The sequence below is a fragment of the Aurantimonas manganoxydans SI85-9A1 genome (assembly GCF_000153465.1).
Taxonomy (GTDB): domain Bacteria; phylum Pseudomonadota; class Alphaproteobacteria; order Rhizobiales; family Rhizobiaceae; genus Aurantimonas; species Aurantimonas manganoxydans.
This window is the reverse complement of record NZ_CH672387.1, coordinates 3,309,705-3,327,634: the sequence shown is the minus strand read 5'-3', so window position 1 is coordinate 3,327,634 and position 17,930 is coordinate 3,309,705. Positions and strand designations below refer to the sequence as shown.

The window sequence follows — 17,930 nt, the reverse complement described above, 5'->3', positions numbered from 1 at the left end:
TCGGGTCGGGTCGAGCGCCGTGCGCCTATCGGCCTGAGGGCCGCGTCAGGATGTAGACGCTGACGGTGCCCATGATCAGCGCCAGGCTGACGAGGACGATCGGGTGGCCGACGGTCACGAAGGCCAGCACGAAGGACGCCAGCATCGCGGCGACGGCGGCGATCTTGGCCCGGCGCGGGATGATCCGGTGTTCGCGCCAGTCGACCAGCGTCGGCCCGAAGCGCGGATGCGCCTCCAGCCGGCGGGCAAGATCGGGATGCGAGCGGGCAAAGCACCACACCGCCAGGAGCAGGAAGGGCGTCGTCGGCAGCAGCGGCAACACGACGCCGAGCCCGCCCAGCACGACGCAGCTGTAGCCGAGAACCAGATAGAAGGGCTTGGCGAAGGGTCGCATGACGGCGCCAGAACAGGATGACCGGGGAGCCGGTTCGCCGACCGCTACGGGCGGTGTGCCTCCCGTGGGCGGGTGATCCGTTGCGAGCTAGCCTCAAGGCGGTGCACGTCAAGACGCGCGCCGCGACCTGTGAGGCCGCCGCGCGCTGTCTTTGCCTCTCGTGGCCGGTCAGCCGGCCTTGGCGCTGCGGACCGCGCCGGAGCCGAGCATGCGGTCGATCTCGGCCGCGTCGTAGCCGGCCTCGCGCAGCACCTCGGCGGTGTGTTCGCCGAGCAGCGGGGCCGGGCGGGTGACGCCGCCGGGCGTGTCGGAGAACTTGATCGGCAGGCCGATCGCCTTCACCCGGCCGGCGGTCGGATGCTCGGTCTCTACCACCATCTCGCGCGACAGGGTCTGCGGGTCCTCGTGCATCTCGGAGATGTCGAGGACCGGCCCGGCCGGCACACCGGCCTCTTCGAGCTGCGTCAGCCATTCTGCCGAGCTGCGCTGCGAGAAATGCCCGTTGAGGATCTCCTCCAGCGCCGGCAGATTCTGCATGCGGCCGTGATTGTTGGCAAAGCGCGGGTCCGACGCCAGTTCCTCGGCGCCGATCACGGCGAGCATGCGCTCCCAGTTCTTCTGGTTCGCCGCGCCGAGATTGATCCAGCCGTCGGCAGTCTGGAAGGCCTGATAGGGCGCGTTCAGCGGATGCGCCGAGCCGAGCGGGCCGGGCGAGGCACCGGTGGCGAAGGCGATGGCCGACTGCCAGTAGGTGTGGGTGATGCCGGCCTCGAACAGCGAGGTGTCGACCTTCTGGCCCTCACCGGTCTGCAACTTGCGGGCATAGGCGGCGGCGCAGCCGAGCGCGCCGAGAATGCCGGCGGTGATGTCGGAGACCGGGGCGCCGGACTTGACCGGCGGGCGGCCGGGGCCTTCGCCGGTGATCGACATCAGGCCGCTCATGCCCTGGGCGATCAGGTCGAAGCCGCCGCGATTGGCATAGGGGCCGGTGCGGCCGAAGCCGGAGATCTCGCAATAGATCAGGCCGGGATTGACCGCCTTCAGCTCCTCGTAGCCGAGCCCGAGCTTCTCCATCGTACCCATGCGGTAATTCTCGATGACGACGTCCGCCGTCTCCAGCATGCGCCGCAGCACCGCCTTGCCGTCTTCGGACTTCAGGTCGAGGACGATTCCGCGCTTGTTGCGGTTCATCATCATGTAGGCGGCGGATTCGCCGTTGATGTCCGGCGGCAGGAAGCGCCGCGTGTCGTCGCCGTCGGGCTTCTCGACCTTGATCACGTCGGCGCCCATGTCGGCCAGCATCATCCCGCAGACCGGGCCAGCCATGATATGTGCGAGCTCGATGACCTTCATGCCGTCGAGCGGGCCTTTCGCCTGTGCCATTACTGGCCTTTCCATTCGGGTTTGCGCTTGCCGAGGAAGGCTTCCATGCCCTCCTTGAAGTCTTCGCTCATATAGGCCTGCACGACGAGGTCACGGTCGTCGGTCTCGGCGCCCTGGACCCGCAGGCGGCGCAGGGCCTCCTTGGTGGTCGAGAGCGTCAGCGGCGCATGGGTGGCGAGCAGCGCCGCCAGTTCTTCGGTGCGGGCGATCAGCGCCGCGTGGTCGGGCACGATCTCGGCGATCAGCCCGGCATTCAGCGCCTCTTCCGCGCCGACGAGGCGGGCGGTGAAGATGATCTCCTTGACCCGGCCGGCGCCCATCAGCGTCGACAGCCGCGACAGATTGGCGATCGACAGGCAATTGCCCAGCGTGCGGGCGATCGGGAATCCGAACTTCAGGTCGGCGGTGGCGATGCGGATGTCGCAGGCCGCCGCGATGCCGGCGCCGCCGCCGGTGCAGGCCCGCGCGATCGCCGCGATGGTGGGCACCGGACAGGCCTCGACCGCACCGAGGACGACGTCGATGCGGTGTTCGTAGTCAAGGGCGTCCTGCTCGGTGTCGAAGCCGCGGAACTGGGTCATGTCGGTGCCGGCGGCGAAAGCCTTGTCGCCGGCGCCGGTGACGACAAGGCACTTCACCGCGCCGCCCAGCTTCGTCTCGCGGCAGATCTCCGCGAGGCGGTCGTACATGGCGAAGGTCAGCGCGTTGCGTGCCTGGGGCCGGTTCAGCGTGATCCAGCCGATACCGTCGCGGACCTCGTAGAGGAGTTCGTCGTTGCTCATGAGGCTACCTGTAGAAATATTCGACGAGGAACATCGGGACTGCCGGCACGTAGGTGCACAGGAGCAGGACGAACAGGAGCACGCCGATGAACGGCAGGTTCCATTTCGATACTTCCCAGATGTTGGCCTTGGCGATGGAGCAGGCGGTGATCAGCACCGAGGCGACCGGTGGCGTCTGCTGGCCGATGGCGAGATTCAGCGTCACGACCAGGCCGAAATGCACCGGGTCGATGCCGGCCTGCTGGATCAGCGGGACGATGATCGGCACGACGAGGATGATCGCCGCGGACGAGTGCAGGAAGAACCCGATGATCAGGAAGAAGACGTTCAGGATCAGGAGGATCAGGTACTGGTTCGTCGTCAGGTCGAGGATCGCACCGGCCAGTTCCTGCGGCACGCGGGCCGTGGTCAGGTAGGAGCCCATGAGGATCGACGAGGCGACCAGCAGCATGACCACGGCGGTCTGGATGCCGCCCTCCAGGGTGGCTTCCTTGAGCTGCGCCCAGTCGACTTCGCGGTACCACAGGCCGACCAGCACTGCCGCGACGACGGCGAGGCCGGCGCCCTCGGTGGCGGTGACGAAGCCGCCGAAGATGCCGCCGAGAATGATGATCGGCAGCGCGAAGCAGGGCAGCGCCTCGACGAAGGAGGTCCGCAGCCGGCCGAGGTTGAAGGCCGCTTCGGTCGGGAAGTTGTAGCGGCGGGCGAAGAAATAGGCGACGCCCATCAGGCCGCCCGCGCCGATCAGGCCCGGCACGACGCCGGCGACGAAGAGCTGCTCGATGCTCGCGCCCGAGGCGACGCCGTAGAGGATCATCGGGATCGACGGCGGGATGATGATCGCCAGCGAAGCCGCCGACGAGGTGACCGCCGCGGCGAAGGGCGCGGGATAACCGCGCTTCTTCATCTCGGGGATCAGGATCGAGCCGATCGCCGCGACGTCGGCGACGGCGGAGCCGGAGATTTCGGCAAAGAACAGCGACACGCCGATATTGACCATCGACAGGCCGCCGCGCACGAAGCCGACGATCGCCGAGACGAAGGCGATGAGGCGCCGGGTGATGCCGGTGGCGTTCATGATCGCGCCGGCGAAGACGAACATCGGGATGGCGATCAGCGAGAAGGACTTGGCGCCCGCATACATGTCGAGGGCGATGGTCACCAGCGCGCCGGTGCCGTCGGTGGCCGCGATGGCGATGACCGCCGACAGCGCCAGTGCCACGGCGATGGGCACGTTGATGCAGACCATCACCACCAGGGCGAGGAAGATCGAAAACAGCAGCATCAGGTCCGATCCCTCTCTGGCGTGGCGTCATGGGCCATGATGGCGTGCTCGACCGAGCAGCCGGCCATGACGTCGCGGTAATAATCCGGGAAACTCAGGATCTCGCAGATGATGAACAGGATGGCGCCGATCGGGATGATCGACTGCGTCACCGATACCGGCACCCAGGTCAGGCTGACCAGCGTCATGCCCTCGAGAACCGTGAGGACCTCCATGCCCGCCCAGGCGAGCAGCGCGAAGAAGAACAGCACCAGTCCCTCGGCGGCGAAGACGGCGATCGAGCGGGCCTTGGGCGGCAGCGCGAGGAGCACGTCCTCGAAGCCGATATGGCCGCGCTTCAGGGCCGCCAGGGCGGCCCCGTAATAGGTGATCCAGGCGAGGAGGACGGAGGCCACCTCATCATACCAGGAGAGCGAGGCGCCCATCTTGCGATAGACGACCGCGACGATGACCACCGTCGTGAGGGTGACCATGAGGGCGATGACCAGCCAGGTCAGGAATTCGCCCAGTATCTTCGCCGTCAGGCGCAATGCCGCCTCCCGCGCCCGAGGGGCGCTGCGTTCATGAATTGAAGGAAATGAGATGGGGACGTGGTGCCAGCCAGGCCGCCGAAGGCCGGCTGGCACCCCATGTCGAAGGACGAACGGACGGTCCGCCCTTCAGGCGTCGGCGATCAGTTGCCGGACGCCAGCGCCTGGATGTCCTCGACCAGCTTCTGGCCGCCTTCGACCTGCTGGCCGAATTCCTCGTAGATCGGCTTGGACGCGGCGATGAAGGCGTCCTTGTCGGCCTCGTTCACCTCGACGCCGGCCTTCTCGATCTCGCCGATCAGGTCGGCATCCATCTTGGCCGACTGCTCGTAGGCGAAGTCGCTCGCCTTGGTGGCGCAATCCTGCACCGCCGTCTTGATCTCGTCGCTCCAGGAATCCCAGTTGCGCGAGGAGGTGGCGAGATAGGCCGGCGAATAGACGTGGCCGGTCATCGACAGGTACTTCTGCACTTCCTGGAACTTGCCGGAATAGATCTGGGCCAGCGGATTTTCCTGGCCGTCGATGACGCCGGTCTTGAGGGCGGTGAACACTTCCGAGAAGGCCATCGGCGTCGGGTTGGCGCCGTAGCTCTGGAACATCTTGACGCGCCATTCGCCCTTCGGAGTGCGCAGCTTGATGCCCTCGAGGTCGGCCGGCACCTTCACCGGCCGCACGTTGTTGGTCACGTTGCGGAAGCCGTTCTCCCAGAAGCCGAGGATGCGGTAGCCGCGCTCGCCGGCCGCGTCCACGAAGATGTCGCGCATCGTGTCGCGAACCTTCTTCATGTGCTCGCGATCCTTGATCAGATACGGCATCTCGAACACGCCGAAGGTCGGCGAGACCGAGCTCATGATCGAGGACGGCAGCGACATGGAGATCTGGCCGAGCTTGAGCTTCTGCAGCATCTCCTCGTCATTGCCGAGCTGCGAGGAACCGTAGACCTCGACGGTGGCCGTGCCGGTGTCCTTGACGCAGGTGGCGAAGTTCTCGGCGGTCGCCTCGTAGAGCGAGCCGGGATCGCCGACATGGCCCATCTTTAGGACTTCCTGCGCGCCGGCGGCCGAGCCCATCAGGGCCACGGCGGCAACGCCCAGCATCAAGCTGCGAATGTTCATTGGTTTCCTCCCAGTTTTCATTTTGGGCAGCTCCTCAACCGCCCGGTGGTCGTTCTGCGTACCGCCTATTCCGCGGCCTGTCTCGCTTCGGCTGCACCGGACTGTGCCAGCACGGCCATCGCAGCCTGAACGCCGCCTGCCTTGTGCGCCACCCCGGCGACCTGCAGACCCATCTCGACGCCTCCCAGCGTGCCGATCAGGGTCAGGTCGTTATAGTCGCCGAGGTGGCCGATGCGGAAGATCTTGTCGGCAAGCTTCGAGAGGCCGGCTCCCAACGACATGTCGAAGCGCTCGAGGATGACCTTCCGCAATGCGTCGGCGCCCTTGCCGTCCGGCATCAGGACGGCGGTCAGCGCGCCCGAATGCTGGGCCGGATCGGCGCAGAGGACTTCCAGCCCCCAGGCCTCGACGGCCGCCCGCGTCGCGGCGGCATGGCGCTGGTGCCGGGCAAAGACGTTGCCCAGCCCTTCCTCGTGCAGCATCTCGATCGCCGCATCGAGGCCGTAGAGAAGATTGGTCGCCGGGGTCGAGGGGAAGAACCCGTTGGGGTTCATCGCCAGCATCTCGTCCCAGGCCCAGTAGGAGCGCGGCAGCTTGGCCGAGGCCTGCGCCGCGATCGCCTTGTCGGAGAGCGCGTTGAAGGACAGGCCCGGCGGCAGCATCAGGCCCTTCTGCGAACCGCCGACGGTGACGTCGACGCCCCATTCGTCGTGCCGGTAGTCGACCGAGCCGAGCGAGGAGATGGTGTCGACCAGCAGCAGCGCCGGATGGCCGGCCGCGTCGATCGCCTTGCGGACGTCGCCGACGGGCGTCACGCAGCCGGTCGAGGTCTCGTTGTGGACGACGCAGACCGCCTTGATCTCGTGGCCGCTGTCGGCCTTCAGCCGCTCGCCGATGGCCGCCGCGTCGGCGCCGTGGCGCCAGTCGCCGGCGATGAACTCGGTCCGCAGGCCCAGCCGCTCGGCCAGCTTCTTCCACAGCGAGGCGAAATGGCCGGTCTCGTACATCAGCACGAGGTCGCCCGGCGACAGCGTGTTGACCAGCGCCGCTTCCCAGGCGCCGGTGCCCGAGCCCGGATAGATGACGACGGGGTTCTTGGTCTGGAAGATCGTGCGGATGCCGGTCAGGACGCGCTTGGCCATCTCCTGAAACTCGGGACCGCGATGATCCATCGTCGGCATGTCCATGGCGCGCAGCACCCGGTCGGGCACATTGGTCGGTCCTGGAATCTGCAGAAAATGCCGGCCGGCTTTGTAGGTCACGATGGCGTCTCCCGGGGACCGCGACGCTTTGTCGGCCGGTCCGTTTCCTTGTCGCACGCTCTTGCCGACGTGCCAGTTTTCAGGTCCAATTGGATTATGAATTCATTATGCGTGTCAAGCGACATTCTGCATGTCGCGGCCGGGAGGGGTCAAAACACATGGGGGAAATGATCCGGCCGGGCCTGAGTCGCCGGCTTGAGCGGGAGATCGCCGGCGACGTCTATTTTGACCGCTTCAACCGCGGGCGCTACGCCACCGATGCCTCGATCTACCAGATCATGCCCGCCGGCGTGGTCGTCGCCCGCACCGGCGACGACGTGGCGGCGGCGCTCGACGCCTGCCGCGAGGAAGGCCTGCCGCTGACCATGCGCGGCGGCGGCACGTCGCAATGCGGCCAGACGGTCAATTCCGGCCTGATCGTCGACACGTCGAAGCATCTCAACAAGCTCCTGGATCTGGACGTCGCGGGCCGGCGCGCGGTGGTCGAGCCGGGCATCGTCCTCGACGATCTCAACCGGCTCCTGAAGCCGCACGGCCTGTGGTTTCCTGTTGACGTCTCCACCGCTTCGCGCGCCACCATCGGCGGCATGGCCGGCAACAATTCGTGCGGCTCGCGCTCGCTGCGCTACGGCACGATGCGCGACAACGTCATCGCCATCGACGCGATCCTTGCCGACGGTACCGCCGGCCGCTTCGCGCAACTCGACCAGAACGTCGCCAATGAGCCGCCGCGCGAACTCGTCGCCGCCATGCTGGCGCTGGGCCGCCGCGAGGCCGGCGAGATCGCGGCGCGCTTCCCGAAGGTGCAGCGCCGGGTCGGCGGCTACAATCTCGACGCGCTGGTGCCCTCCGACGACCCGATCAACCTCGCCCATCTGCTGGTCGGCTCGGAAGGCACGCTGGGCATTTCCACCGCCATCGAGATCCGGCTGTCGCCGCTCCCCAAGGCGACCAAGATCCTCGGCGCCTGCCACTTCCCCACATTCCGCGCGGCGATGGAGGCGGCCCAGCATATCGTCGCCCTGAAGCCGACCTCGGTCGAGCTGGTGGATGCGACCATGATCGGGCTCGCCCGCCGCATCGACATGTTCGTGCCGACGCTGGAGGCCTTCGTCGAGGGCGATCCGGCGGCGCTGCTGCTGGTGGAATTCGCCGATACCGCGAAGGAGAACGCGGCCAGCCTCGCGGCGCTGAAGGACGTGATGAGCGATCTCGGCTATGGCTTCGGCCGCGGCGGCGATCACGAGGGCGGCGTCGTGCCGGTCGCCGATCTGAAGCTGCAGGCGGCGATCGCCGAGCTGCGCGCCGCCGGCCTCAACATCATGATGTCGATGAAGGAGGAGCGCAAACCGGTCTCCTTCGTCGAGGATTGCGCCGTGCCGCTGGAGCATCTGGCCGACTATACCGACCGGCTGACGGCGATCTTCGAGAAGCACGGCACCAAGGGCACCTGGTATGCCCATGCCTCCGAGGGCTGCCTGCACGTGCGCCCGGTCCTCAACGTCAAGCTCGACAAGGACGTGAAGACCATGCGGGCGATCGCCGAGGAGGCCTTCGCCATGGTCCGCGAATACAAGGGCTCGCATTCGGGCGAACACGGCGACGGGCTGGTGCGCTCGGAATTCCACACCCAGATGTTCGGCGAGCGCATCGTCGCCGCCTTCCAAGAGGTGAAGACCGCCTTCGATCCGCATACGCGGCTCAACCCCGGCAAGATCGTCGCGCCGCCGAAGATGGATGACCGCAGCCTGCTGCGCTATCCGCCGGGCTACGCGGTGGACGAGATCCAGACGGCCTTCGACTGGTCGGCCTGGCCCGGCGCCTCCGGCGGCCTGCAGGGCGCCGTGGAGATGTGCAACAACAACGGCGCCTGCCGCAAATCGGCCGGGGCGGTGATGTGCCCGAGCTACCGGGTGACCCGCAACGAGCGCGACGTCACCCGCGGCCGCGCCAACACGCTGCGACTGGCGATCTCCGGCCAGCTCGGCCCGGACGCGCTCGCCTCCGACGAGATGGCCGAGACGCTGAAACTGTGCGTCTCCTGCAAGGCCTGCCGGCGCGAATGCCCGACCGGCGTCGACATGGCCAAGATGAAGGCCGAGGTGCTCTACCAGCGCGGCAAGACCAACGGCTTCTCGCTGAAGGACCGGCTGATTGCCGACCTGCCGCGCTATGCGCCGGCCGCTGCCCGGATGGGCTGGCTGATGGGCCTGCGCGACCGCGTCCCCGCCTTCGCGGCCCTATCGGAGAAGATGGCCGGCTTTTCCGCCCGACGGTCGCTGCCGGCCTTCCGGAGGGACTGGTTCCGCGATGCCGAGGGCCATGCCGCGGGCGCGGCGGCCGGGGCCGAAGCATCCGCCCGGCAGGACGCGGCGGCTTCGACGGAGAATATCGGCGGGGGAGGGGACGGGATCGTCCTCAACCCGGAGGGCGCCGGCGGCGACACGGCGACGGCGAACCGCGCCGATCGGCGCGGCGTGGAGCGCACCGGCCCGGCGCCGCATCCGGACCGGGTGACCGGCGTCGTCCTCTTCGCCGACACCTTCGACCGCTGGTTCGACCCGCAGGTGCTGCGCGCCGCGGTCAAGGTGCTGAAGGCGGGCGGCTATCAGGTCGAGACCGCCCGCCTTGGGCGGAACGAGCGGCCGCTGTGCTGCGGGCGGACCTATCTCGCCGCCGGGATGGCCGACCGCGCGAAGGCCGAGGCGCAGCGCACCATCGACGCGCTACTGCCACATGTGCGGGCCGGGAAGGCGATCGTCGGGCTGGAGCCCTCCTGCATCCTGACCCTGCGCGACGAGTTCCTGGCGCTGGTGCCGGGCGAAGCGGCGGAAGCGGTGGCGGCGTCGGCCATGCTGTTCGAGGAGTTCCTGATGCGCGAGGACAAGGCCGGGCACCTGTCCCTGCCTCTCGACGGCATCGGCCGCGAGGCCTATCTGCACGGTCACTGCCACCAGAAAGCCTTCGGCGCCATGTCGGCCGTCGAGGGCGCGCTGCGGATGATCCCCGGCCTCGACCTGAAGGTGATCGAATCGTCGTGCTGTGGCATGGCGGGGGCCTTCGGCTATGATGCCGAGACCATCGACGTGTCACTGGCCATGGGCGAGCTGTCGCTGCTGCCGGCGGTGCGCGCCGCACCGGCCAATGCGGTGATCGTCGCCGACGGCACCTCCTGCCGGCACCAGATCGCCGACGGCGCCGCACGCCGCGCCGTGCATGTGGCGGAAGTGCTGGCAGGCGCGCTCCATGGAGCTGCGCCGTAATGGCGCCGGTTCGGGTTGGCTCCCGGCAGCCGGCGCTCGATCCGGCCCGTATCTGCGGGGCCGGTCATTCCACGACGGGACACGACGCATGAGCCTTGCCGATACCGATTTCGACGCGCCGCTCTCGCGCCCCGCGCTGGCCGTGGAACTGACCGACCGGATGCGCCGGATGATCATGGAGGGCGAACTCCAGGCCGGCGAGAAGGTGCCCGAAAAGGCGCTGACGGAGCGCTTCGGCGTCTCCCGCACGCCGGTGCGCGAGGCGTTGAAGGTGCTCGCCCACGAAGGCTTCGTGCAACTGGTGCCGAACCGCGGGGCCGTCGTCTCGGGCGAGACGATGAACGAACTGACCGAACTGTTTCCGCTGGTCGCGGCGCTGGAGGGACTGGCCGGCGAGCTGGCGGCCGAGCGCGCTTCCGAGGCCGAGGTCGTGGCGATCGCCGATCTCACCCGTCGGCTCGCCGCCGCCTATGAGGCGCAGGACCGGCCGGCCTATTTCGAGATCAACCAGGCGATCCACAGCGCCATCCTGGCCGCCGCCGCCAATCCGACGCTCTCCCAGCATCATGCCATGGTGGCGCGGCGGGTCTATCGGGCGCGCTACCAAGCCAATCTGACGCCCGAGCGCTGGCTGACGGCGACCCGCGAGCACGAGGGCATCCAGGCCGCGCTGGAGGCGCGGGACGGGCCGTTGCTGGGCAGCCTGATGAAGGCGCATCTGACCCACAAGCTGGAATCGCTGCTCGCCCATGCCGAGGCCGAGGCGGCCGCCGGCTAGGACGCCGTCACCGCCGCGCGGCATGCTTGCCGGTCAGTCGCCGACATAATCGGCGTCGGCTGCAGGCTGCACGGCCGGCCGACGCGGCTTGCGCACCGCCAGCACCACCGCAATGAGCAGGAAGCAGCCGGTGATCGTGTAGAGCCCGATCGAGATCCAGCTCGACACGAGGATGCCGGCATCGCCGCCGGAGATCGCCAGCGCCCGCCGCAGCATGCTTTCCATCTCGCCGCCGAGCAGCAGTCCGAGCACCACCGGCACCACCGAGATCTCCAGCTTGCGCAGCACGAAGCCGAGCACGCCGAAGCCGACCATGACCTGCAGGTCGAAGGTGGAATGGCTGATCGAATAGATGCCGACGAAGGAGATCATCACCACGAAGGGCATCAGGGCCCACATCGGGATGGAAAGCATCCGGGTGAACAGCCCGACCAGCGGCAGGTTGAGGATCAAGAGGAAGACGTTGGCCATGAACAGCGCCGCGATCAGCCCCCAGACGATGTCCGGCTGGTTCTGGAACAGCAGCGGCCCCGGCGTGATGTTCAGCGAGATGAGCAGCGCCAGAAGCACCGCCGTCGTGCCCGAGCCCGGCACGCCGAGCGCCAGCATCGGCACCAGCGCGCCGCCGGCCGCGGCATTGTTGCCGGCTTCCGGTGCGGCGACGCCGCGGGGATCGCCCTTGCCGAAGGTGTCGTCGCTGTTCGAATAGCGCTTCTCCAGCGTGTAGGCGATGAACGAGCCGAGCGACGCCCCGGCGCCGGGCAGGATGCCGGAGATGAAGCCGAGGCCGGAGCCGCGGAACATCGCGCCCAGCGACTTGCGGATATCGGGCCAGCGGGCGAAGGCGCGGTTGACCGGCACCGCGCCGGAATGGCCACCGATCCCGTGTTCCAGAAGGATCAGCGCTTCGGAGATGGCGAACAGGCCGACGATGGCGACGATGGCATGGAAGCCGTCATAGAGATGGAAGCTGCCGAAGGTGTAGCGCGGCACGGCGCTCTGCGGATCGATCCCGACCGTGCCCAGCGCCAGGCCGATGCCGGCCGCCAGCAGCGTCTTGGCCGGATTGGCGCCGGTGATGCCGCCGATCGTCGCGAAGGCCATGACATAGAGCGCGAAATACTCGGCCGGGCCGAAGCGGATGGCGAACTGCACCAGCAGCGGGGCAAACAGTACCAGGCCGATGGTCGCGGTCACGGCGCCGACGAAGGACGCGATGCCGGAGATCGCCAGCGCCTCGGGCGCCTTGCCCTGCTGCGCCATCGGGTAGCCGTCGAGGCAGGTCATCATCGCCGGTTCGTCGCCGGGGATGTTGAGCATGATCGAAGAGATACGCCCGCCATACATGCAGCCGTAATAGACGCAGGCGAGCAGGATCAGCGCCGAGCCCGCGGGCAGCTGCAGCGAGAAGGCCAGCGGGATCAGGATCGCCACGCCGTTGACCGGACCGAGGCCGGGCAGCGCGCCGATGATCGTGCCGATGAAGCAGCCGAACAGCGCCAGCCCGATATTGGTCGGGGTCAGGGCGGTGGCGAAACCGTCGGCGAGAAAGCCAAGAATTTCCACGTGATCTCCTTGGCACCGGCCAGGCGGTGACTAACCGAAGAGCGGTCCCGTCGGCAGGGGCAGGCCGAAGACGCCGTCGAACAGGAAGAACAGGCCGAAACCGATCACCAGTCCGGCAATGACGGCCTGCAGCCAGCTGGCGCCGAGGATGCGCGCCAAAAGCACCGCCGCAACGCTCGTCGACAGCGGAAAGCCCGCCGGCTCGAGAATGAGCGGATAGACGATGAGGACCGCCAGCATGGCGATCTGGCCCCAGACATGCGGCCAGCGAAACCAGACCGGATCGGGATCCGGTTTGACGATCAGGAAGGCCGCGAACAGCCCCAGCGGCACCGCGACCATGCGCGGAAACAGGCTCGGGCCGGCCGGATCGCCGTAGGCGACGCTGTAGCCGCCGGCGGCGATCCAGTACCAGATCGCGAGGGCGAGCAGAATCGCCCCCGCGATACGGTCACTGAGCCGCAGGCTCGTGGTCGGTCTAGTTGATGACACCGATGGCCTTCGAAATCTCGGCTGCCTTCTTCTCGGACTCGCGGACGAAGGTGTTGAACTCCTCGCCACCGCGCCAGATCGGCGTCAGGCCGGACTCGGTCGCCGCCGTCTGCCAGCCTTCCGAATCGTAGAGCGCCTTCATCTTCTCGACCCAGAAATCATAGGCGTCGTCGGGAACCCCGCCGCCCATGTAGAAGCCGCGCCAGTTGTAGCCGACCGCATCGATGCCCTGCTCCTTGGCGGTGGCGATGTCCGGATAGGCCGGCAGCCGCTCGTCGGACATGACCGCGAGCGCCTTGGCGTCGCCGGACTGGATGAAGCCGCCGATCTCGCCGATGTCGGTCAAAACGACGTCGATATGGCCGCCGAGCAACTGGGTGACGGCGTCAGCGCCACCGGAGAACTCGACCCAGCGGATGTCCTTGAGCTGGTCGGTCGGAACGCCGGCTTCCTGCGCGAGGATCAGGAAGCGCAGATGGTCCCAGCCGCCGATCGAGGAGGAGCCGCCGACCACGACGCCGGCCGGGTCTTCCTTGACCGCGGCGAGAACGGCGTCGAGCGAATCGTATTTGGACTCCTTGTTGACCAGCATCGTGCCGACATCGGCGCCGAGCATGCCCAGCCAGCGCATCTGGTCGATGCCGGCCGGATACTTGCCCTGGGCGATCTGGGTGATGCCGACGGTGGAGGTCGCGACGATCAGATTGGGGTCGTCATTGCGCTTGGAGGCGACATTGGCGAAGGCCACGGCGCCGACGGCACCCGGCATGTTGGTCACCTGGACGGCGCCCGGCACGAGACTCTCTTCCTGCAGGATGCGCCCGACGGTCCGGCAGGTGAAGTCCCAGCCGCCGCCCGGATTGGCCGGCGCGATGCATTCGACATTCGACGGCTCGAATGCGGCAGCGGGCAAGGCGACCGCCGCCACGGCCGCGGCCATCAACAAACGTTTCAGAAACATGATTTCCCTCCCTCAGGCGGCAGTTCTTGCGTCCCCGCCATTCTTTCGGCCACAGGAGATCGTGCCGACAGCGGCATTCTCCCGTGTGCCTTCCCTAGTGGATGACACCGAAGCATTCGGCCGGTCAAGGCTGGGACGAGGCTCTCTTGTGCTGCGACGCGAAAGAAAAACCTGCTGCGATGCAGCATGAGATTTCGAAATTTACTTTCGCCGGGCCCGTCGCGTATGGGAGCCGTGGTACCAGCGAAACAGGAACGGAGCGGGTTGATGGTCGAAGCACGCCATGTGTCGACGATGCCGGCGAGGCAGGGAACGCGGATCGAGATCTGCGAGGTCGGCCCGCGCGACGGCTTTCAGATCGAGAAGTCGTTCATCCCGACCGGGCGCAAGATCGAGATCGTCAACGGCCTGATCGACGCCGGCCTGCGCAAGGTGCAGGTGACCTCCTTCGTCTCGCCGCGTGCCGTGCCGCAGCTGGCCGACGCCGCCGAGGTGCTGGCCGGGGTGAAGCGCAGGCCGGGCACCGTGCTGACGGCCCTCGTCCCCAATGCCCGCGGCGCCGAACGCGCGGCCGAGACCCAGCTCGACGTGATGGGCGTCTTCTGCTCGGCTTCCGAGACCCACAGCCGCAAGAACGTCAACGCTTCCATCGACGAGACGCTGGCACGGTTTCCGGCCGTCGTCGAGATCGCCAGCGCCGCCGGCAAGCGGGTCCAGGGCGACGTGGCCACCGCCTTCGGCTGCCCCTTCGAAGGTGACGTCGCGCCGGAGCAGGTGGTCCGCATCGCCAGATTCTACCGCGATCTGGGGATCGTCGATCTCAATCTCGGCGACACGACCGGCATGGCGACGCCGACCAATGTGTCGGCGCTCCTCGCGGCCCTGCGCGCGGCCGTGCCCGAGATGACCGTCACCCTGCATTTCCACAACACCCGTGGCGTCGGCCTGGCCAATGTCATGGTCGGGCTCGCCGAGGGCGTGACGCGCTACGATTCATCCATCGGCGGGCTCGGCGGCTGCCCCTTCGCGGCCGGGGCGAGCGGCAACATCTGCACCGAGGATCTGGTCTATCTGCTTCAGGAGAGCGGCTACGAGACGGGCATCGACCTGGACCAACTGATCGACGTCGCCCGGCTCACCCAGACGAGCCTCGGCCGTGAACTGCCGGGTCAGGTCATGAAGGCGGGGCCGCGGCTGACCCGGCACGGCGTCGACGACGTCGCCACGGCGGCGGGCTGACCGGCATGGACCAGCCGCTCGCCGGTATCCGCGTCGTCGACCTGACGCGCATCCTGTCCGGCCCGTTCTGCTCGATGCTGCTCGGCGATCTCGGCGCCGACGTCATCAAGGTCGAATCGCCGGGGCTGGGCGACCATGTCCGCGGCCTCGGCGCGGGCGTCGAGGGCATGTCCTGGTACTTCGCCAGCTTCAACCGCAACAAGCGCTCCATGACGCTCGACCTGAAGAGCGACGCCGGCAAGGCGGTGCTGCGCCGGCTTCTCGCCGACGCTGACGTGCTGGTGGAAAACTACCGGCCGGGCGTTCTGGCCGCCATGGGCTTCGACCGCGCGGCACTGGACGCGATCAATCCGCGGCTCGTGGTCGGCTCCGTCAATGGCTACGGCTCGACCGGCCCCTATCGCGACCGCCCGGCCTTCGACTTCATCACCCAGGCGATGTCGGGCTTCATGTCGGTGAACGGCTCGCAGGAAAGCGGGCCGATGCGGGCTGCGCCGCCGCTGACGGACCTGATCGCCGGCCTCTATGCCGCCTTCGCCATCGTCGCAGCCCTGCGCGTCCGCGACCGCGACGGCGAGGGGCAGGCGGTCGAGGCCTCGATGATGGGCGGCATGATGTCGATGCTGGCCTATCTGTCGGCGGCCCAACTGGCGACCGGCAAGACGCCGGCGCCGACCGGCAACGACCATCCCATCGCCTCGCCCTACGGGCTGTTCCGCGCCGCCGACGGCCATGTCGCCGTGGCGCCCTCGACCGCCCCGACCCTGCGCCGCTTTCTGGACGCGATCGGGCTGATCGGGCTTCTCGACGAGCCGCGCTTTGCCACCAATGCCGACCGGGTGGCCAACCGCGCGGCACTGAACGCCCTGATCGACGACGCCATGTGCCACGAGACCCAGGAGGTCTGGATCGCGCGGCTCAACGCGGCAGGCGTGCCCTGCGGCCGGGTCCAGACCCTTGGCGAGGTGTTCGCGGACCCGCAGGTCGCCGCGCAGGAGATGGTTCTCGACGTTCCCCATCCCGGCCATGGCACTGTGCGGATGACCGGCTTCCCGATGAAATTCGCCAAGACGCCGTCGCAGGTGCGCCATCCGGCGCCCGACCTCGGGCAGGATACCGAGGCGGTGCTGGCCGAAGCCGGCTATGATGCCGCCGACATCGCACGCTTGCGGGCGGACGGCGTCGTCTGAACGCTGGCTGCCGGTGCGGTCGTTCGTCGCCGAGCGGCGAACGCGCGGCTGACCGCACAACTCTGGAGGACCACCCATGACGACGATCCCGACGATTCCCCTGTTCCGCGGCGGACCGGAGGTGGCGCGCCTCTGCCTCGGCACCATGATGTTCGCCGACCGGACCGACGAGGCCGAAGCGGCGCGGATGCTGGACCGTTATTTCGAGGTCGGCGGCAATTTCATCGACACCGCCGACTCCTATACCGGAGGGAAATCCGAGGCGATGCTGGGCCGCCTCCTGAAGGAGCGCCGCGCCGACTGCGTGCTGGCGACCAAGGTCGGCAACCCGGTCACCGATGTCGAGGGATCGGGCGGGCTGTCGCCGGCCTGGATCGCCCGGGCCGCCGAGATGTCGCGCGAGCGGCTGCAGACCGAGACGATCGACCTCTATTACCTGCATCTGGACGACGAGACGACGCCGCTGGACGAGGTGATCGGGGCGCTGGGCGAGCTGATCGCCAAGGGCACCATCCGCCACTGGGGCTTTTCCAATTTCCGCGGCTGGAAGATCGCCGACATGGTCCGCATCGCCGACAGGCTGGGCGTGGCGCGGCCGGTCGTGGCGCAGCCCTACTACCACATGCTCAACCGCACGGCGGAGCCGGACTATCTGCCCGCCTGCCATCATTTCGGCATCGCCGTCGTGCCCTATTCGCCGCTCGGTCGCGGCATCCTGACCGGCAAGTATCGCGGCGGCGTGCCGGACGATTCCCGTGCCGCGCGCGGCGACAAGCGCATGCTGGAGGCGGAGTTCCTGCCGGGCACGATCGAGGCGGCCAACAAGGCGGCCGACTATGCCGAGCAGTCCGGCCGCGATCCGGGCGCCATGGCGCTGAACTGGCTCTTGGCGAATGCCGCCGTGTCGAGCATCCTGATGGGACCGCGCAGTCTCGCGCAACTCGACGGCTATCTCGGCGTTGTGGGCGCCCGCTACGACGCGGACGACGAGGCGTTCCTGAGCGGGCTCTGTGCGTCGGGCCATACGCCCGTCGTCGGCCACAGCGATCCGCGCTATCCGTATCGCGGCCGCGTGCTGCGCTTCTAGCGGCAGGGCTATCGGCGGCTGGTGCCGTGCCGGGCATCGCCGCTGTCACCCTGCGCCGGTCACAGCAGTCCGGCGGGCCGGCTGATGGCAACGGGAGCGCGGACGGGGCAGGGCGCGGCGAGGCCGCGATCGATGCGGGGAGAGAGAGGTCAGGCGGCCTGCTGGCTCTGCCGGCCGCCACGGCGTGGCGGCTGCCATGCCGCCAGACCCGTCGCGATCGCCGCACAGGCAAGGCCGACGGTGCCCGGCGCCCCCTCACGTTCGAAAGCGGCGATCTGTTCGGCAGGAAGGCCGAGGCGTGTCGCGGCATCGTCGTGGGAGAACCACATATGGTCCAGCCACGCACAAAATTCGTGGGCGGTCATCCGAGTTACCTCCGACTGGGACACTTCTATTTGACCCACGAAGATCGACCGGAGTCAATTCCATTGTCGCCATTCTTATAGTTCATAGGCGACAGTTATTTGTTTCAGATGGCAGGGTCGTTGCTATACGCAACCATCAAGTGACCGGCGTGACCGCATGCGCGACCCGGCGCGGTGCGCCCCGACGACCGCCGGGCATTTCGGCGCTTGATGCGCGTCGGGCAGGCTTCTAGACCAG

At 67.9% G+C, this 17,930-nt stretch carries 16 protein-coding genes; 5 read left to right on the top strand and 11 right to left on the bottom strand.

Annotated elements, in window-relative coordinates; all coding sequences use genetic code 11:
* Positions 1-25: 25 nt before the first annotated feature.
* The 7 genes from SI859A1_RS15680 to SI859A1_RS15650 form a co-directional block, all read right to left on the bottom strand.
* A complete protein-coding gene (locus tag SI859A1_RS15680; protein ID WP_040325897.1) occupies positions 26-394 on the bottom strand; it encodes a YbaN family protein in 369 nt (122 codons plus the stop codon).
* A gap of 168 nt (positions 395-562) precedes the next feature.
* A complete protein-coding gene (locus SI859A1_RS15675) occupies positions 563-1,777 on the bottom strand; it encodes a CaiB/BaiF CoA transferase family protein (protein ID WP_009210685.1) in 1,215 nt (404 codons plus the stop codon).
* Entirely contained in the window at positions 1,777-2,559 is a 783-nt protein-coding gene (locus SI859A1_RS15670) for an enoyl-CoA hydratase/isomerase family protein (protein ID WP_009210684.1), read from the bottom strand. Before SI859A1_RS15670 ends, SI859A1_RS15675 begins: the two co-directional genes overlap by 1 nt.
* A 4-nt stretch (positions 2,560-2,563) precedes the next feature.
* Positions 2,564-3,844, bottom strand: a complete 1,281-nt coding sequence (locus tag SI859A1_RS15665; RefSeq protein WP_009210683.1) for a TRAP transporter large permease — start codon at positions 3,842-3,844, stop codon at positions 2,564-2,566.
* Entirely contained in the window at positions 3,844-4,374 is a 531-nt protein-coding gene (locus SI859A1_RS15660) for a TRAP transporter small permease (protein WP_009210682.1), read from the bottom strand. The genes SI859A1_RS15665 and SI859A1_RS15660 overlap by 1 nt, the downstream gene beginning before the upstream one ends.
* Positions 4,375-4,517: 143 nt before the next feature.
* Positions 4,518-5,489, bottom strand: coding sequence for a TRAP transporter substrate-binding protein (locus SI859A1_RS15655; protein ID WP_040325896.1), 972 nt, complete (start codon positions 5,487-5,489; stop codon positions 4,518-4,520).
* A 65-nt stretch (positions 5,490-5,554) separates the two neighbouring features.
* Positions 5,555-6,751: a pyridoxal-phosphate-dependent aminotransferase family protein gene (locus SI859A1_RS15650; protein ID WP_202797872.1), complete on the bottom strand. Its 1,197-nt coding sequence runs from the start codon at positions 6,749-6,751 to the stop codon at positions 5,555-5,557.
* A 158-nt stretch (positions 6,752-6,909) separates the two neighbouring features.
* Here SI859A1_RS15650 and SI859A1_RS15645 point away from each other — a divergent pair, with 158 nt between their 5' ends.
* Together SI859A1_RS15645 and SI859A1_RS15640 are read left to right on the top strand one after the other, a co-directional pair.
* Positions 6,910-10,014 (top strand): FAD-binding and (Fe-S)-binding domain-containing protein, encoded by a 3,105-nt coding sequence (locus SI859A1_RS15645; RefSeq protein WP_040325895.1) that lies wholly within the window; start codon positions 6,910-6,912, stop codon positions 10,012-10,014.
* Positions 10,015-10,102: 88 nt separating this feature from the next.
* On the top strand, positions 10,103-10,792 hold the full coding sequence (locus SI859A1_RS15640; protein ID WP_009210678.1) for a GntR family transcriptional regulator: 690 nt from the start codon (positions 10,103-10,105) through the stop codon (positions 10,790-10,792).
* 33 nt (positions 10,793-10,825) lie between these two features.
* Here the strand turns inward: SI859A1_RS15640 and SI859A1_RS15635 are convergent, their stop codons facing one another.
* Genes SI859A1_RS15635 through SI859A1_RS15625 form a run of 3 tightly spaced genes read right to left on the bottom strand, consistent with a single transcriptional unit; the run spans position 10,826 to position 13,811 of the window.
* Positions 10,826-12,358 (bottom strand): tripartite tricarboxylate transporter permease, encoded by a 1,533-nt coding sequence (locus tag SI859A1_RS15635; RefSeq protein WP_009210677.1) that lies wholly within the window; start codon positions 12,356-12,358, stop codon positions 10,826-10,828.
* A gap of 30 nt (positions 12,359-12,388) precedes the next feature.
* The gene (locus tag SI859A1_RS15630) at positions 12,389-12,850 is read right to left on the bottom strand and encodes a tripartite tricarboxylate transporter TctB family protein (RefSeq protein ID WP_050767560.1); all 462 of its coding nucleotides are present in this window, start codon (positions 12,848-12,850) and stop codon (positions 12,389-12,391) included.
* Positions 12,837-13,811, bottom strand: a complete 975-nt coding sequence (locus tag SI859A1_RS15625; protein WP_009210676.1) for a Bug family tripartite tricarboxylate transporter substrate binding protein — start codon at positions 13,809-13,811, stop codon at positions 12,837-12,839. Before SI859A1_RS15625 ends, SI859A1_RS15630 begins: the two co-directional genes overlap by 14 nt.
* Before the next feature lie 267 nt (positions 13,812-14,078).
* On the opposite strand from SI859A1_RS15625, the gene SI859A1_RS15620 reads away from it, so the two are divergent.
* The 3 genes from SI859A1_RS15620 to SI859A1_RS15610 all read left to right on the top strand — a co-directional run bounded on the left by SI859A1_RS15620 (position 14,079) and on the right by SI859A1_RS15610 (position 17,327).
* The gene (locus SI859A1_RS15620) at positions 14,079-15,050 is read left to right on the top strand and encodes a hydroxymethylglutaryl-CoA lyase (protein ID WP_244401031.1); all 972 of its coding nucleotides are present in this window, start codon (positions 14,079-14,081) and stop codon (positions 15,048-15,050) included.
* A gap of 5 nt (positions 15,051-15,055) precedes the next feature.
* Positions 15,056-16,240, top strand: a complete 1,185-nt coding sequence (locus SI859A1_RS15615; RefSeq protein WP_009210674.1) for a CaiB/BaiF CoA transferase family protein — start codon at positions 15,056-15,058, stop codon at positions 16,238-16,240.
* Between the two features lie 76 nt (positions 16,241-16,316).
* The gene (locus tag SI859A1_RS15610; RefSeq protein WP_009210673.1) at positions 16,317-17,327 is read left to right on the top strand and encodes an aldo/keto reductase; all 1,011 of its coding nucleotides are present in this window, start codon (positions 16,317-16,319) and stop codon (positions 17,325-17,327) included.
* Positions 17,328-17,476: 149 nt separating this feature from the next.
* Here the strand turns inward: SI859A1_RS15610 and SI859A1_RS15605 are convergent, their stop codons facing one another.
* A complete protein-coding gene (locus SI859A1_RS15605; RefSeq protein ID WP_148233867.1) occupies positions 17,477-17,692 on the bottom strand; it encodes a hypothetical protein in 216 nt (71 codons plus the stop codon).
* Positions 17,693-17,930 lie beyond the last annotated feature (238 nt).

Bases quoted from the DNA above. Each gene is read 5' to 3' on its own strand.
- SI859A1_RS15680 (WP_040325897.1), bottom strand. From the start codon at position 394: ATGCGACCCTTCGCCAAGCCCTTCTATCTGGTTCTCGGCTACAGCTGC.
- SI859A1_RS15670 (WP_009210684.1), bottom strand. From the start codon at position 2,559: ATGAGCAACGACGAACTCCTCTACGAGGTCCGCGACGGTATCGGCTGG.
- SI859A1_RS15605 (WP_148233867.1), bottom strand. From the start codon at position 17,692: ATGACCGCCCACGAATTTTGTGCGTGGCTGGACCATATGTGGTTCTCC.
- SI859A1_RS15640 (WP_009210678.1), top strand. From the start codon at position 10,103: ATGAGCCTTGCCGATACCGATTTCGACGCGCCGCTCTCGCGCCCCGCG.
- SI859A1_RS15645 (WP_040325895.1), top strand. From the start codon at position 6,910: ATGGGGGAAATGATCCGGCCGGGCCTGAGTCGCCGGCTTGAGCGGGAG.
- SI859A1_RS15610 (WP_009210673.1), top strand. From the start codon at position 16,317: ATGACGACGATCCCGACGATTCCCCTGTTCCGCGGCGGACCGGAGGTG.
- SI859A1_RS15615 (WP_009210674.1), top strand. From the start codon at position 15,056: ATGGACCAGCCGCTCGCCGGTATCCGCGTCGTCGACCTGACGCGCATC.
- SI859A1_RS15665 (WP_009210683.1), bottom strand. From the start codon at position 3,844: ATGCTGCTGTTTTCGATCTTCCTCGCCCTGGTGGTGATGGTCTGCATC.
- SI859A1_RS15620 (WP_244401031.1), top strand. From the start codon at position 14,079: ATGGTCGAAGCACGCCATGTGTCGACGATGCCGGCGAGGCAGGGAACG.
- SI859A1_RS15655 (WP_040325896.1), bottom strand. From the start codon at position 5,489: ATGAACATTCGCAGCTTGATGCTGGGCGTTGCCGCCGTGGCCCTGATG.
- SI859A1_RS15675 (WP_009210685.1), bottom strand. From the start codon at position 1,777: ATGGCACAGGCGAAAGGCCCGCTCGACGGCATGAAGGTCATCGAGCTC.
- SI859A1_RS15625 (WP_009210676.1), bottom strand. From the start codon at position 13,811: ATGTTTCTGAAACGTTTGTTGATGGCCGCGGCCGTGGCGGCGGTCGCC.